Raw genomic sequence first — 15720 nt, 5'->3', positions numbered from 1 at the left:
GTACACGAGAAAAACTCAGGATGGTATCTCGCCCGTCCGCTAGGGACGGTAGTTCTCAAATGAGTCGGTCTGAAACGCCTGCTGCAGGGCGGGCAACGCACCGGTGTCGATATTCACTATGGATTGACCGTCGGCCGACGTTCCGGTGCCGGTCGTCGGCAGGGTGAAGAACGTGAGGTCACTGCCGTGCAGGTCGCGCAGTTGCAGCTCCAGGCCGGTGAGGTAGGCGAAGTCCAGGCCGTCATCCACGGCGATCCACGGGGTGACCGACTCGATCAACCGGGTCAGGGTCGCCGGATTGGTGACGGTGCGGGAGCTCATCACCGTGCTGAGCATGGCCTTGAGAAAGCGCTGCTGGTTGCGCACGCGGGTGAAATCGCCGTCGGCGAAGGCGTAACGTTCCCGCGTGTAGGCGAGGGCCTCGGCGCCGGTCACGACCTGCTTGCCGACGGTGAAGGTATGGCCCTTGAGCTTGGACGAATTGAAGGCGACCGGGTTGTCGATTTCGACGCCGCCGAGGGCATCCGTGATGGCTTGGAAACCCTCAAAATCGACCACGGCAACGTGATCGATGCGGGATTTGATCAGGCTTTCTACGGTTTCAACGGCGAGCGGAACACCGCCCCAGGAGAACGCGGCGTTAATCTTGGCCTGGCCATGCCCGGGAATCTCCAACCAGCTGTCGCGCATGATCGACATCACCCAGATGCCCGTGCGGTTGGCCGGAATATGCACGACCATGATCACGTCGGAGCGTTGGCCGGTCAGATCCTGGATCGAGGTATTGTGCGCCCCGCGACTGTCGGAACCGAGCACCAAGATGTTCTGAGCCTCGGCGGCGACGCCGGTACTCGCAGCCGGGCGCAGACTCGCCTGCGGAAACACCTTACTGATGGTCGCGACCTGATCATCGAAGGAGCGGCTGAGCTTGTAGGCGCCGACCCCGCCGACTCCGACGCCGAGAAGAACGAGGGACAGAACACTGCCCAGCGCGATGCGCCAGACCCTCTTGCGGCGTGACGTTTTCTCATGTTTGGGCGCGGTGAGCACGGTACTGCCTCCTGATACCGCTTTCGGGAGCGGTGAGCACACCGTAAGCCGTTCTCCGGTTCCGTGGAATGGGAGAACGGTTAGTCAGCCTCGAACTGGGGGTATGCCCCTGCCGGTCGCGCTTAGACGGCGACGTAGCGAGGAAGAAGATCCTCGAGCAGAGCGGCGGTGTCGGGCCAGCCCGTAACGGCGATGCACTCCACGCCGAGCACCTTCACCGGATAGTCATTTCCGTTCTCATCGAGGCGGTCGCCGACGAACAGCATGTCCTCGAGGCTGACGCCGGTGAGATCGGCCAGGCGCTTCATGCCGTAGGCCTTATCGATGCCCTGCCGGGTGATATCAACGGATGTCGACCCGCCGGAACGCACCTCGAGGTCGGGCAGCAGCGCCTGCACGGCCTCGCGCAGGGCATTCTTCTTGTCACCGGTGGGATCCCAGGCAATTTTGACGGCGACCGGGGCGGCCTGGCCGAGAGCGGAGAAGGTGATCTGTGAGCCGCGGTCTTCGAGGATGGGCCCCCACGTTTCACTCTCCCAGAAGCCCAACCGGCGGGCGGACTGCTCGACCGCAGCGAGGGCTCGGGCCTTCTGATCGTCGTTGAGGTTCTCGGCGTACACCTGCGTCCAGCCCTGGGCATCAGCGCGGTAGTACTGGGTGCCACAGGTGGGCATGAGGTGCAGGCGCTCGAGCCTCTCCGCGCTGATCTCGGGCAGGTTGTCGATGATCTGCGCCTGGAACTGACCGAACTGCCCGCCGGAGATGATGCAGACCTCGGCGACGCCGAGCAGCTTCACGAGCAGGTCGATCATGGTGGGGTCGAGCTCAGATTTGGACGGCGCGAGCGTATCGTCAAGGTCGAAGGCCACCAGGCGCGGAAGAATAGGCATCAGGCCACTCTATCGGCGCGGCCGAGTTGTTAGCCTGAACGGGTGCGCACTGACTTTGACCCCCAGAACTTGCCCCGCCGCGACTTCTATCGCCTGCTGAACTCCCTGGTGGTGCCGCGGCCGATTGCCTGGGTATCCAGCCGGTCAGCGGCGGGGGTCGATAATCTGGCACCGCACTCGTTCTTCACCATCGCATCCGTCTCGCCACCCATCGTGCAATTCACCTCCGTGGGCGTCAAGGACTCCGTGCGCAATATTCGTGCGACCGGGGATTTCGTGGTGAACTTCACACCGGAATCACTGTTCGAGGAGGTCAACGCCACCGGAACCGATTTCGGACCGGAGGAAAGCGAGTTCGATCGCGCCGGGCTCACCCGGGAACCGAGTCTGACCGTGCAATCACGGCGAGTGGCCCAGTCCCCCGCGGCGCTCGAATGCCGCCTGCATTCCATGCTGGAGCTGGGAGATTGCACTCTCGTGTTCGGTGAAGTGACGCATATCGCGGTCGCGACCGACGTGCTCGACGATGCCGGGCATCCGCTCATTGACAAGCTGCGCCCGCTTTCCCGACTCGGCCTCGATGAGTGGGGAACCATGGGCGAGGTCAAAGAAATCACCCGTATTCGGGCGAGCGACTGGCCGCGGGAGTTTCGCCCGCGGCAGCACTGAGCGGATGCTTGAGCGCGGCCGACCCGGGAGTCAAACGGCCGGCGGGAACAGGGCCTCGGCGAGCAGCGGACCGAGCTGGGCGCTCGCCTCGCGAACGAAGTGCTGGCCGTCGAAGAACAGGGGGGTGTTGTCGATGAACGCCGGACAGCTATCGTCGACGCAGAGCCAGGGTACGACGTTCACGTACTGGGCAAAATCACCCAGCTGGCCGACGGCATCCTGCTCGCTCGCGACAACCTTCTGGTAGAGGCTGGATGGGCTGTAGATGCAATCTGCGGGGGCGCTCGTGAGGGTCTTGCACTCCGCGAGCGCGGTACTGGCCGGCGGCGGCGACAGCACCGCCACTCGCTCGGTTGAGCCCCGTAACGCTGTGATCGTGTCGGCGGTGGCGGTTTGCCACTCGGCTAGAGCTGCGGCGCCTTCGTTGCCGCTGGCGAGGCGCACGATGGACCCCGCGAGGCTGGACATGACGACCAGGTCGGGATGGAGTCGAGCGACCTCGTCGTAGACCCAGGCGTGGTGAGCGTCACACTTGGCCGCTGACGCGTCGGAGGCGTTCTTGGGCGCGACCGAGATGTTCACGGCCGGGCAGGAGAACATGGTCAGCGACTGCACGTTGTAGCCGAGCGGTTCGAGCGCGGTGCGAATGGCCGGCATATAGCTGATCGCCATGGAGTCACCGATCAATACGGCCGTCTTGGCCGCTGCAGGGTCGCCGTAGCGGCAGCCGGCAACGTTCTTCTCGCCGACCGAGAGGCAGTTGTCGTCGACCCACTCGGGGGCGCCGGAGTTATCGCCGAGCGCGTCGAAGGCCGGAATGGTGTCGGGCCAGGCCGTGCTGGCCAGGGCCGCGGTGACAGCGGCCTGCCGGGTAGCCAGCAGGCCGGCGGGCGCGCCGGGTGACTGCGCCCCGAGCGCGGCGCCCGTCCCGAGCGGAGCCGTGTCAACGGTCGTCCCCGGCGATGTACGGGCATTCAGGGCGGCGAACGAAACCGACACGATAACGAGGGTGACAACCACCAAAGCGCCGATCCAGGCGTGCGCCGGGCTGATCCGCGAGCGCTGTTCGGGGGCGGAGTGAAGCATCCGTTCTCGGTTTCGGGTTTGAGAGGTTTCCAGCCACAGCGAGCGCCGAACGGGGTCTTCAACGAAGTGAAAAGAGAATACCGAGAGTGCGACCATGAGCACGAGGGCGAGCGGCAGGTAGAGCGGCGAATCGGTGGCGAAGATGGTGGCGAGCAGAATGACCACCGGAAAGTGCCAGAGGTAGAGGGAATAGGAGATTTTGCCGATGTAGCGACTGACCGGGTTGGTGAGCGGAAACAGGAGACGTTGCGCGGGCTGCCCGATGCCGGCGGCGATGACGAGGGCTGCTCCCGCGACGGGCAGCAGGCCCCACGGTGCGGGGAACATGGAATCGCGACTGATGAGCACGAGGCTCGCCACGATGAGCACTAGGCCGAGCCAGGCGAGCACGGGCCGCAGGCTCGCCGGCAGTTTGGCGATGCCGGGCGCCGAGGCGGCGAGCAGTGCTCCGATGCCGAGTTCCCAAGCACGGGCGCCGGTGGAGAAATAGGCGATGGCGCTGCTGGTGGAGGTTTCGAAGAAGCTCCAGGCGAGAAAACCGAGGGTGATGACACCGGTGGTGACGGCGACCGTGGCGACGAGGGCCCGGGCGGTCAGCGTGCCGCGACCGGCGAGGGCGAAGATGACGATGAGCAGAAACGGCCAGACGAAGTAAAACTGTTCTTCCACCGCGAGCGACCAGTAGTGCTGCAGCGGCGAAATCGCATTGGTGGCTTGCAGGTAGTCGGTGCCCGCGAATGCGAAGTGCCAGTTGGCCACGAACAGAGCCGAATAGATTCCGTCCCAGAGTGTGCTCAGGGCGCGGGCACTCGGAAGCAATAAATAGCCTGCCGCCACGGTGACGACGAGCACGAGTAGCGAGACCGGCAGAATGCGCCGGATGCGCCGGCGGTAAAAGTCAACCAGAGAGATACGGCCGTTTCGGGAATGTTCCTTGAGCAGCAGGCTCGTGATGAGAAACCCGGAGATGACGAAGAAGACGTCTACGCCGATAAAGCCACCGGAGGGCCAGCCGAACAGGTGGTCGAAAATCACGACGATCACGGCGATCGCGCGCAGGCCCTCGATATCACCACGAAAAATGCGAGTGGCGGACTTGCCGCCGGTCGTGGCGGCCGGGTCGGGTGCGCGTTGCTGGTGTTCCAGGGTGGATTGAACGGACATGTATAGCCTCCGACTCGGTTTCGGAACTGGTACCTGTTCGGCCCGAAAATCGGACACGCCCTGCGATTATGACGTAATCTCAACTCCGCGGGCAAACCCGCCGTGATTGTTTTACCGGACCGACACAACCGCGCCCGTGCGAGCCGACTCCTGCGCGGCGAGCACGATTTTCAGCGAGCGGATGCCGGCACCGCCGTCAGGCTGCCCCGCCCGCCCGTCGCGCACCGCGTGCAAAAACTCAGCCAGAAGTAGTTCGTCGGTGTTCGTGCCGTATGCCAGGTACACCGCGCCCGCCGGTCCGACGCCGCCCACGTGCTGCGCAAAGGGGTCGATGTCGGCGATGCCCCGCGTGCCGACCACCTGCAGGGTGAGTCCGCCCCAGGTCGGCGCGCTGTCGGGCTGGCTCCAGGAACAATCGACCGTGGCGATGAAGCCGCCGGCGTAGCCGATGGTAACCAGTCCCCCGGTCTCGGCGCGCACCTCGGGCTTCTCGCCGTGCAGAATACGGTTAGCCACTGCCCGCACAGTGACGGGTGTGAGCCCGGTGAGGGCGTCGAGCAGGTCGGCGACGTGCACGATGTGGTCGACCATGGCGCCCCCGCCGGACAGCGCTGGGTCGGTGAACCAGGCGCGGTCGCCGACCGGAATCTGCCCGTTGTTGGTGCCCGTCGCGGCGAGCAGAGTGCCCAGACCACCGGCGGTGACGAGCTCGCGCAGCCGGGCGAAAGCAGGCGAAAACCGCACCGGGTAGGCGGTCATCAGGGTGACACCGGCCGCATCACAGGCGGCCTGCATGGCGAAGGCATCGTCGAGGGTCGTGGCGAGCGGCTTCTCACAGAGCACGGCGGCGCCCGCCTGTGCTGCAGCCTCCACGAGCGGGCGATGCCGGGCGTTCTCACTCGTGACAATGACGGCGTCGGGCCGCCAGGCCAGCAGCTCGGCGTAACTGTCGACGTAGGCCACACCGAGGTCGTCGGCGAGGTCTTGTCCGCGCCGTTCACCCACCGGTGACGTCGCGCTGTCGGGATCGGACGCGCGCAGTTCGACCTGCGGCATCGCTTGAAGCAGGCTCGCATACGCGGCGGCGTGCACGTGGGCGAAGGACATGAGGGCCACGCGCAGGGGGCGCGCCCCTGGCACCGTTGTCGCCGGGATGGCGCTCATGCCGACACCGTCTGACGCGACACCGACACGGTTCGTCCGGTTGCGATCGACTCGATCGCGGCGACGGCCAATCCGACCGCGCGGGTGGCATCACCGAGACTGACCCGCGGGGTTGCTCCCCCGGAAATCGCCGCAGCAAACTCGCGCAATTCGGTGAGGTACGGGCTTTCGCCGAGGGACGTGTCGGGGCGCATGGAATGCGTGCCGATGGGCGGGGCGCCCAGATCGAAGCGAAGCGAGGCATCCGTTCGGGAATCGTGGGTGAGTATCCCCCGCGACCCGGCGATCGAGAAGCTCGTGGCGAAGGTGGTGCCCGGGGCGCCCCACACACCGGTGACGTAACTGAGCGCGCCACTCGCGTGGGTGAGCACGACCTGCGCGGTCTCGCATCCGTCGCCAGCGGATTTCACGGCGTAGACCTCGGTCACCTCACCGGCGATCCAGCGGGCAATGTCGAGGTCGTGGATCATCTGGTCCAGCACAATTCCGCCCGATTGTTCGGCGTCTGCGAACCAGCTCGACCAGGTCGGAAACTCGCCGATACGGCTGAAGCGCAGAATGGCCGGTTCGCCGACCTGGCCGGCGGCGACCGCTTGTTGGGCCAGGGCATACTCGGCGAAGTAGCGCACCACGTGCGCCGGGTGCAGCTGCTTGCCGACGAAGGCTGCGAGCTCGGCGAGAGCGTCGGCATCCGCTTCGGTGAGTGCGATGGGTTTCTCGCAGATCACGTGCTTACCAGCACGCAGCGCTCGTTCAGCGATGCGGTAGTGGGTGGCGGTGGGGGTGCAGATATCGACGACGTCACAGTTGTCGAACAGTTCGTCGAGGGAATCAGCGACGCCAACGCCATAGTGCGCGGCGACTGCGGCTGACCCTTCCAGCGAGAACACCGTGACCCGCGCGCCGAGTGCGAGCCAGGCCGGAATGTGCACGTGGGTGATGCCGCCGGCACCGATGAGGCCAATGGAGAGATTCACGAAGGATCCAGACATGTATAGGGGCGCTACTTCGAACCGCTGAAGGCGAGGCCGTCGACGACGCGACGCTGCAATGCGATGAAGAGGATGAGCACGGGGGCCATGGCGAGTACACTCGCGGCCATCATGACGGGGTAATCGGTTGTGATGCTGCCGGCCAGGGTGGCCAGACCCGCCGAGAGCGGCATCTTCTCGGCGTAGGTCGTGACGACGAGCGGCCAGAGCAAGTCGTTCCATGACCACAGTGTTGTGATGATGACGAGGGCGCTGATGCCGGGGGTGGCGAGCGGCAACATGATCTTGTAGAAAATTTGGAAGGGGTTGGCGCCGTCAAGTCGAGCTGCCTCTTCGAGTTCAAGCGGCAGGCCGAGAAAGATCTGCCGCATCAGGAATACGCCGAAGGCGCTGAAGATACCCGGCAGGGCGATGCCCAGAATGGTGTTGAGCAGGCCGAGATTTTGAATGATCTGGAACTGCGGGATGAGGTAGACCTGCGGCGGCACCATGAGTATCGAGAGAATCACGCCAAGAAAAATTCCCCGACCGCGAAAGCGCATGCGGGCGAAGGCATAACCCGCCATGGAACAGAGCACGACCTGACCGATCACCCGAATCACGGTGATGCCGACCGAGACGCCGAACTGATCGAAGAACGGCAGCTTCGTGAAGACGTCGACGAAGTTTCCCCATTGCAGGTCACCGGGCCAGAAGGTGGGCGGCACGCTCATGACCTGGTCGTTGGTGGAGAGCGAGATGATGAGCTGCCAGAGGAACGGGAACACCATGATGAAGCCGATGATGCCGAGCACCAGGTGGGTGCGCACGCTGTTGGCACCCTGCTGGGCTGGGGAGAAGGACTCTTTAGACATAGTTCACCCACTTTTTCTGCATGCGGAACTGGAAGAAGGTGACGATGCCGATCACCACGAGAATGAGCATTCCGATCGCGGCGGCGTAGCCCTTGTCGTTCTGGATGAAGGCCTGGTTGTAGAAGATATAAACGAGCGACTGACTCTGAACCAGGGCCGGATTGTACTGGCCCATGATGGCGTACAGCAGGTCGAACAGCTGGAACCCGTTGATCACCGAGATGATCGTGACGAAGAACAGGCTCGGCGTCACGAGCGGCACGGTAATCGCGGTGAACTGCTTCCATCTGGTGGCGCCATCGAGCTGCGCCGCCTCGTAGTACTCGGGCGAGATGTTCTTGAGCGCGGCGCCGAGAATGATGATGCCGAAGCCGAGCGAGGCCCACATTCCGACGATGCCGACCGAGACGATGGCGAAACCGGGAGTCGAGGTCCAGTACGGCCCGTCGATTCCGACGAGCGAGAGCATCCAGTTCAGAATGCCGAAATCACCGTTGTAGATCATGCGCCAGACCAGGGCAACCGCGGTGGGCATCGCGATGTAGGGCATGAAGAACAGCACCCGGTAGAAGGAAGCGAAGCGCAGGCCGGGCTGGTTGACCAGGTTGGCCATGAGCAGGGCAATCGGAATACCGGCCAGCACGATGATCGTGTAGACCAGCGTGTTGGTCAGGGCTTGGCCGACGTTGCCGTCGGCCAACATGGTTTGGTAGTTGTCGACTCCGATGAATTCTTCGCCGCCGAACGGGCCGGTTTCGGTGAAGCTTAGGTACCCGGTCTGGATGATCGGCCAGATATAGAAGCCAAGCACGCCGAACAGGGTGGGCAGCACGAACAGCCACGGCCAGTAGCCATCGAATCCCTTAGGTCGTGCTTTCGGGGCTTTCGGGGCTGCGACAGGCACCGGGTGGGCGGCGGGAGCACGGCTCTCGCCGACCATGCTCCCGGTGCGAAGGGTCATTCCTTGGCCAGCGCTTCGTTCATGCGCGTGGCGAGCTCACCGGCGACGTCTTCAACGGTGCGGGCACCGGAGAAGGCCTGCGGCAGCAGTTCGTTTTCGATCGTGCTCCACGCGGCTGTGTCCTTCGAGACCGGGAATGGGTAGGCGTAATTGTCGGCTTCGTCGATGAAGACCTGAAGGTCGAAGTGGTCGACCGAGTCAAGAAATGCCTGGCCGGCACCGATGAACGCGGGGTTGGCGGCGCCCATTTCGGCCTGCAGCGTCTGCGCCTCTTCGCCTCCGAGATAAGCCTGAAATGCCTGGGCAGCGGATTTGTTCGGGCTGTTGGCCGAGACGACGTTTGCGACGCCGTGAATGACGGTGGCTTGCTTCTCGTCCTGCGGCAGCGGAGCAACATTGAGATCGAGGGTGTTGCTCGCCGCGGCCAGCTCAGAGACACTCCAGGTGCCCGACCAAAAGAAGGCCGTCTTACTGCTGGTGAACCAGGCATTGTGCGGGGTGTCGGAAAGCTGCTGCAGGCTCGGGCTCGAGCCGTCGGCGATGAGGTCGGCCCAGAACTGCAAGCCCCGAATCGTTTTCGGGTCGTCGTAGCCGCTTGTGGTGCCGTCGTCGGAGAGCACGAAGCCGCCGGCTTGCAGGATCGTGTTGTAGTAGCCTTCCTGGCCGCCCGTCAGACCGGTCGCGACGCCGTACACACCCTGGTCGGCGAGCGTGTCACTGACCGTCTTGGCCGCGGTGTGGAAATCGTCCCAGGTCCAGGTATCGTCGGGCGTTGCCACGCCCGCCTCGGCGAGAATGGCCTTGTTGTACCAGAGAGCTACGGTGTCGAAGTCCTTCGGCATGCCGTACTGCACGTCGTCGTAGGAGTACAGCTCGTTGAGTACCTCGACATAGTTGGCCGGGTCGACATCGCCGGCGTCGATGAGATTGGTCATCGGCTCAAGCTGATCGTTGGCCGCGTAGAGCTGAAAATTCGGGCCATTCATCCAGAACACGTCAGGCAGGGTGCCGCCGGAGGCCTGCGTCTGCAATTTTGTCCAATACTGCGCCCACGGGGTGATATCGATCTTCACCTCGATGTTCGGGTAGATCTCGTTGAACGCGGCGATGTTCGCCTCCAGCGCCGGAACCTGGTTTTCGTCCCAGACCGCGTAGCTGATCGATGCTTCGGAACTCTCGGTGATTGGTTCCTCTGATGCCGCCGACGCTGAACAGGAGGTCAGCGCGAGCGCGGCGACGAGCGCCAGTGGCGCCAGCCTGGTGATTCTTCTCATTGGGATCCCTTGCTGTGTGATGGACGGTCGATGAAGTCGGCGTTCGCGAAAGCCGCCAGGCGGTCGCCGAACGGGGCCGTGTCGAGGGGAAAGTCGTGGGCGGAATCGGCCGCGCCGTCGGTCTGGATGTCGGCCGGGCCCACGGCCACGTTCGGCACGCGCAAACGCGGCACGGCAATGTCGCGCGAGCCGTACAGCCGCTCCGACACGATTTCGAAGGCACGCACGAGGCCACCGAGAGCGACTCCGTTCCGGCCGAGGGTTCCAGAAACCAAGGGCGGTTGGGTGCTGCGGCTGACTAGTTGGGCCAGCTCACGCTGGAGCGCACCGAGCAGCACGGGACCGGAGGCGGAGAGCCCACCACCGATCACGATGAGGTCAGGATCTACCGTGAGCCCAACCACGGCGATGCCGCGAATAATCCGGTGCGCGAACTGGGTGACGAGATTCCCGGCGTCGATGTCCCCGGCGTCGGCTGCAGCGAAGACGTCCTCGGGACTGCGTCCCAGAAACGCTCCGAGCACGCTAGTCTCGTGGATATCCTGATATCCCCAGCCGGTCGACTCCAAGTCGCCGACCTCGCCCGCAGCAAAATTGCTTCCGCGGTGCAGGGTGCCGCTGAGGATGATCGCGGCGCTGATCCGGTGGCCGACCATGATGAAGACGACATCGTCCGCGGTCTGCGCTGCGCCGGCATGAACTTCACCGAGTGCGGCCATATTGACGTCGTTTTCTACCGCGACCGGGCAGCCGAGCCGAAAGCTGAGGGCCGCGGCCAGGTCCTGGCCGTTCCACTCGGGCAGCACGTTGCTCTGCAGAACTCGACCGGAGGCATCCACTATGCCGGAGATGCACACGGTAGCGGCGGTCAGGCGGCTCGCCTCGAGTCCGAGGTCGTCGAGCGCGCTGTGCAGCGCGCCGACCGCGAGGGTCACGAGCTCAGCACCGGTGACGTCGGTGTCGACGTCGCGCAGCACGGCGCCGACGATGGTGCCGGCAAGGTCGCTAACGAGCACCGTGACGCGGTGCAGCCCCAAGTCGATGCCGGCGACGTAACCGGCCGCGGCGTTGAACACGATGCGGCGGGCGGGCCGCCCCTTGGTCGTAGCAACGGGCCCGCCGTGTGGTTCGGTCTGTGGCTCGTCGGCGACCAGGCCGTGGGTTTCGAAGTCGGCGACGATTGATTCGACCGTGGGGCGGGAGAGTCCGGTCATGCGTGCCAGTTCGCTGACTGTGAGGACCCGGTGATCGCGGAGGGCGCCGATACAGGCGGCGGAATTCCGCTGGCGAAAAGACAGCATTTCGCGTTCGTGGTGTGAGGGCAAGGCCATCGTCGTTCCTCTCTCACATCATAGTGAGCCTTTATGAAACTCGTTTTCATAAAGGCAAGTGACTTCACCATAGGCACCCCTGCGCGCCGGTGTCAACAATCCAGCGAGAATTCATGCTGCGCAGAGCGCGACTACAGTGATTGAAAGACCCTCTCTTCAATCACTACCGATCACCTTTGGACCCCGATGGCACACGCGTTACCGCTCGGACCCGGCGCGCCGGTGCTCGCCTTCGACATCGGCGGCACCGACATCAAGGGAGCACTGATCGACGAAGCGGGGCAGTTGCTCGGGCTGCGTCGGGTACCGACGATCGTGTCCGAGGACGCCACGGCGGATGCTGTGCTGGGCCAGCTGCAGCAGCTCGCCACTTCTTTGACCCGTGACTTTGACCAGGTGACCCCGCTCGCGGTCGGTCTGATCGCCCCCGGAATCATTGACGATTCCCGGGGTCTCGTGCACCGGGCCGTCAACCTGAACTGGACCGAGGTGCCGTTTCGGCAGCTCGCCAGCTCGGCCCTCGGGCTGCCCACTACCTTCTGCCACGACGCCCGCGCGGCCGGCGCGGCCGAAGTGGCCCTCGGCGCTGCCCGCGGATTCTCGGATGTGATTGTGATCGTGATCGGTACTGGACTCTCCTGCTCCATCCTTCTCGGCGGCCGCCTGCACAGCGCGGGCGGTTTTGCCGGAGAGCTGGGGCACTCTATCGTCGACCCGCGCGGTCTGCCGTGCGCGTGCGGCGCCCGCGGCTGCCTCGAAACGGTGGCCTCGGCGGGCGCCATTGCGCGCCGCTACGAGGAGCTCACCGACACTCCCCCGCACGGCGCCCGCGGCGTGCTCGAGTTCGCCGAAGCCGGCGACCCGATCGCTCAGCAAATCTGGGGCGAAGCGCTCGATGCCCTGGCACTGACCATTGCCCAACTCGCCGCGGTGCTGGCGCCGGACGCGATCGTAATCGGCGGCGGCCTCGCCCAGGCGGGGCCGGCCCTATTCGATCCGCTTCAAAAACGGGTGGACGCGCTGTTGACGTTTCACCGACATCCGCTGCTGAAGCCCGCCCTGCTCGGCGAAAACGCCGGGCTGCTCGGCGCAGCACTGCAGGCCAGGGCACGTCTGAAGGAGAACGCATGAACCGCGCGGAACGGCTCGCTGCCGTGCTCGATCTGCTCGCCGATTCGGGTCAGGTGGAAGTTGACGACATCATCACACGGCTCGGTGTCTCGGCCGCGACCGCACGCCGCGACCTCGACACCCTGGCCGAGCAGCAGCTGCTCACCCGCACCCGCGGCGGCGCGATCGGGCAATCCGTCGCCTACGACCTGCCGGCGCGCTACAAACAGGAGCGGCACGCGCCGGAAAAACTGCAGATCGCCCGGGCGGCGAGCGCACTCGTGACACGCGGCGACGTGGTCGGTCTGTGCGGAGGCACGACCAGCACGGCGATCGCCGGCGTGCTGAGTTCCCGCTCCGACATCGCCGAGGCCAGCCCGCACGCCAACCTCACGGTGGTCACGAACGCGATCAATATTGCCGCGCAACTCGCGATGCGGCCGCAGATCAAAACCGTGGTCACCGGCGGCGTCGTGCACGCCCGCTCCTACGAACTCGTCGGCGCCTACGCCGAATCGGTGCTCGCCCACGTGCGGCTCGACCTGGCGTTCATCGGCGTGAACGGCATCGATGCCGTCATCGGCGCCACCGTGAACGACGAACGTGAAGCCGCCGTCAACACGCTCATGGCCGGGCGCGCGAGCCGGGCCGTGCTCGTGGCGGATTCGAGCAAGATCGGGCTGGTGGCCTTCGCCGCACTCGGGGCGCTGGATCAGTTCAGCGCGCTCATCACCGACGCCGGAATCTCGGCCGAGAACCTTGCGGCATTCGCCGACGCGGGCCTTGAGGTGATCGTGGCATGAGCATCATCATTCATTCGGCCCGACTGGTCTCCGGCGGCACGGTGACCCCTGATTCCTGGGTTGCGTTCGAGGGAGACACCGTTGCGGCGGTCGGTACGGGCGACGGCTGGCGCGCCCTCGCCCGTGGCGGTGGATCAGGCGATCTGAGGGGTGACTCGGGGGCTGATTCGAGCGGTGGCTCGGGGGCTGATTCGAGCGTTGACTCGGGGGCTGGGTCGAGCGCTGGCTCGAGCAGCGGTTCGGGCGGCCCCGACATCGTTGATGCGCGGGGCCGCTGGCTCACGCCCGGCTTCATCGACATTCACTGCCACGGCGCGGGCGGGGCTGCCTTCGACGACGGCACCGCCGGCATCCACACCGCTCTCGCCGTGCACCGCGCGCACGGTACGACACGGTCGGTGCTCTCGCTGGTCACCGCGAGCCTGCCCGACCTGGAAGCCCGGCTCGATTGCATCGCCTCCGCCGCACAGCGCGACCCCCTCATCCTGGGCGCGCACCTGGAGGGGCCCTTTCTCGACGACTCGTTTCGCGGCGCACACGACCGCACCTTGCTGCGCGCAGCGGATGCCGCCGCCACCGAGCGCCTGCTCCTCGCCTCCCACGGCTACCTGCGTCAAATCACCCTCGCGCCCGAGCTACCCGGCGCTTTTGCGGCCATCGCCCACTTCGTCGACGCCGGGGTGGTCGTCGCCGTCGGCCACAGCGCCGCCGACTATGACACCACTCGTGCCGCCTTCGATGCCGGCGCCTCGGTGCTGACCCACGCATTCAACGCCATGCCGGGCATCCATCACCGGGCACCGGGGCCGGTCGTGGCGGCCATGCGCGCCGGCGGAGTCACGCTGGAGATTATCAATGATGGGGTGCACGTGCATCCGGATGTGGTGCGGTTGGCCTTCGCCGGAGCGCCCGGCCGCATCGCTCTGGTCACCGACGCCATGGCCGCGACCGGGTTTGGCGACGGGGAGTATTGGCTGGGCACACTGCTGGTTACCGTGCGCGATGGGGTCGCACGGCTGGTCAGCGACGCGACACGTGGGCTGGCTGACGCGGCTGGCGGCGGCGCGGCATCCGCTTTAGGAGCGATCGCGGGGTCGACACTCACTCTCGATGCGTCGCTGCGGCGAGCCGTGACCACGGTCGGGCTGCCCATCGCCACGGCCGTGACGGCACTGACCGAGACGCCGGCACACGCTATCGGTCGCGCACACGATCTGGGACTGCTCGCACCTGGATTCGCGGCCGACGCGGTGCTCTTGAGCGACGATTTCGTGGTCGAGGCCGTTTTCGCCGCGGGACAGCCGCTGTAGGGCCGTACTCGGTACTGAATCTCGGAGCTATTCGCGACACACCGCCACCACGGCTGGTTCACGCAGCGTGTCGTAATATTCTCCCGGGTTACGTTCCAACGGATGCCGGCATGGCGCCGGGACGTGCGGCTGCACCCTCTGGCTGCGGGCTTAGATCCCTTGCCAGGCGGGCTTATTGGCCCAGATGTAGCGGTAATAGTCGAGGTTGGCGAGCTGTGCGGCGGCGGCCTCGTCGAGCACGACGGTGACATGCTCGTGTAGCTGAATCGCCGAACCGGGCTGGCTCGCAGTGACCGGACCCTCGACGGCAGCGGCAATCGCGGCGGCCTTGTCGGCGCCGAAAGCGAGCAGCACAAGGTGGCGGGCACGCCGGATGGTGCCGAGCCCCTGGGTGATGCAGTGCCGGGGCACGTCATCCGGCGTCGGGAAGAAGCGCGCGTTGTCGGCGCGCGACTTCGGCGCGAGCGTCTTGACCCGGGTGCGCGAGGCAAAGGAGGAGCCTGGCTCGTTGAAGCCGAGGTGGCCGGTGCGCCCGATGCCGAGAATTTGCAGGTCGATGCCCCCGGCCGCCTCGATCGCGCGTTCGTAGGCGGCTCCCGCCCCCTCGAGTGTCGCCAGGTCGCCGTTGGGCACGTGAATGTTGTTCGGTGTCAGCCCGAGCGCCGCCACGACGTCGCGGTCGATCACGGCGCGATAGCTCTCGGGGTGCCCCGGCGGCAATCCGACGTACTCGTCGAGCGCGAAACCGCGGAGCCGCGACACGTCGATCGGGTTCGAGCGGAACGACTCAGCCAGAGCCGCATAGATCGGCAATGGCGTCGAGCCGGTTGCCAGCCCGAGCACGGTGTCGGCTTTCGCCTCGATCAAGCGGCGAACGGATGCCGCCACCAGCTCTCCTGCGGCCCGCTTGCTCTCGACAACGACAATTTCAGCCATGTGCTTGCACTCCATCTTTGATTGTTTATGACTGATTTTAGCAGAAACAATCAGAATCAATCACTTTGTGCGGAGCGCGCGGAACGAGATGTCCGACGATGTGCGAGCACTCCGCCGAGCTGCTGC

14 protein-coding genes are annotated in these 15720 nt (G+C 65.4%); 4 read left to right on the top strand and 10 right to left on the bottom strand.

The window, feature by feature from the left end; all coding sequences use genetic code 11:
• Window positions 1–39: 39 nt before the first annotated feature.
• Entirely contained in the window at window positions 40–1050 is a 1011-nt protein-coding gene (locus QMK22_RS01340; RefSeq protein ID WP_283495822.1) for an LCP family protein, read from the bottom strand.
• A 122-nt stretch (window positions 1051–1172) separates the two neighbouring features.
• Window positions 1173–1940 (bottom strand): HAD-IIB family hydrolase, encoded by a 768-nt coding sequence (locus QMK22_RS01335; RefSeq protein ID WP_283495821.1) that lies wholly within the window; start codon window positions 1938–1940, stop codon window positions 1173–1175.
• A gap of 42 nt (window positions 1941–1982) precedes the next feature.
• On the opposite strand from QMK22_RS01335, the gene QMK22_RS01330 reads away from it, so the two are divergent.
• Window positions 1983–2609 carry a flavin reductase family protein gene (locus QMK22_RS01330; protein WP_283495820.1) on the top strand — a complete coding sequence of 209 codons (627 nt, stop codon included), beginning with the start codon at window positions 1983–1985 and terminating at the stop codon, window positions 2607–2609.
• A gap of 30 nt (window positions 2610–2639) precedes the next feature.
• Here QMK22_RS01330 and QMK22_RS01325 read toward each other — a convergent pair whose 3' ends face one another.
• From QMK22_RS01325 to QMK22_RS01295, 7 genes are all read right to left on the bottom strand, one after another.
• Window positions 2640–4859, bottom strand: coding sequence for an acyltransferase family protein (locus tag QMK22_RS01325; RefSeq protein ID WP_283495819.1), 2220 nt, complete (start codon window positions 4857–4859; stop codon window positions 2640–2642).
• Window positions 4860–4970: 111 nt separating this feature from the next.
• On the bottom strand, window positions 4971–6023 hold the full coding sequence (locus QMK22_RS01320) for a Gfo/Idh/MocA family protein (protein ID WP_283495818.1): 1053 nt from the start codon (window positions 6021–6023) through the stop codon (window positions 4971–4973).
• Window positions 6020–7000, bottom strand: a complete 981-nt coding sequence (locus tag QMK22_RS01315) for a Gfo/Idh/MocA family protein (protein ID WP_283495817.1) — start codon at window positions 6998–7000, stop codon at window positions 6020–6022. The genes QMK22_RS01320 and QMK22_RS01315 overlap by 4 nt, the downstream gene beginning before the upstream one ends.
• Window positions 7001–7026: 26 nt before the next feature.
• Entirely contained in the window at window positions 7027–7869 is an 843-nt protein-coding gene (locus QMK22_RS01310) for a carbohydrate ABC transporter permease (RefSeq protein WP_283495816.1), read from the bottom strand.
• Complete coding sequence (locus QMK22_RS01305) at window positions 7862–8830, bottom strand: carbohydrate ABC transporter permease (protein WP_283495815.1); 969 nt, start codon at window positions 8828–8830, stop codon at window positions 7862–7864. Before QMK22_RS01305 ends, QMK22_RS01310 begins: the two co-directional genes overlap by 8 nt.
• Window positions 8827–10104 carry an ABC transporter substrate-binding protein gene (locus QMK22_RS01300; RefSeq protein WP_283495814.1) on the bottom strand — a complete coding sequence of 426 codons (1278 nt, stop codon included), beginning with the start codon at window positions 10102–10104 and terminating at the stop codon, window positions 8827–8829. The genes QMK22_RS01305 and QMK22_RS01300 overlap by 4 nt, the downstream gene beginning before the upstream one ends.
• A complete protein-coding gene (locus QMK22_RS01295; protein WP_283495813.1) occupies window positions 10101–11435 on the bottom strand; it encodes an ROK family transcriptional regulator in 1335 nt (444 codons plus the stop codon). Before QMK22_RS01295 ends, QMK22_RS01300 begins: the two co-directional genes overlap by 4 nt.
• Window positions 11436–11621: 186 nt before the next feature.
• Between QMK22_RS01295 and QMK22_RS01290 the strand changes: the two genes are divergently transcribed.
• The 3 genes from QMK22_RS01290 to QMK22_RS01280 are packed head-to-tail and all read left to right on the top strand — an operon-like array spanning window position 11622 to window position 14658.
• Entirely contained in the window at window positions 11622–12566 is a 945-nt protein-coding gene (locus QMK22_RS01290) for an ROK family protein (protein ID WP_283495812.1), read from the top strand.
• Window positions 12563–13348, top strand: coding sequence for a DeoR/GlpR family DNA-binding transcription regulator (locus QMK22_RS01285; RefSeq protein ID WP_283495811.1), 786 nt, complete (start codon window positions 12563–12565; stop codon window positions 13346–13348). Before QMK22_RS01290 ends, QMK22_RS01285 begins: the two co-directional genes overlap by 4 nt.
• A complete protein-coding gene (locus QMK22_RS01280) occupies window positions 13345–14658 on the top strand; it encodes an N-acetylglucosamine-6-phosphate deacetylase (RefSeq protein ID WP_283495810.1) in 1314 nt (437 codons plus the stop codon). Before QMK22_RS01285 ends, QMK22_RS01280 begins: the two co-directional genes overlap by 4 nt.
• A gap of 150 nt (window positions 14659–14808) precedes the next feature.
• Here the strand turns inward: QMK22_RS01280 and QMK22_RS01275 are convergent, their stop codons facing one another.
• Window positions 14809–15594 carry a glucosamine-6-phosphate deaminase gene (locus tag QMK22_RS01275; RefSeq protein ID WP_283495809.1) on the bottom strand — a complete coding sequence of 262 codons (786 nt, stop codon included), beginning with the start codon at window positions 15592–15594 and terminating at the stop codon, window positions 14809–14811.
• Between the last annotated feature and the right edge of the window lie 126 nt (window positions 15595–15720).

This window comes from Cryobacterium sp. PH29-G1 (genome assembly GCF_030063365.1).
In the GTDB taxonomy this organism is placed as follows: Bacteria; Actinomycetota; Actinomycetes; order Actinomycetales; family Microbacteriaceae; genus Cryobacterium.
Note: the sequence above shows the minus strand (reverse complement) of the source record. Positions and strands in the feature narration are given on the sequence as shown.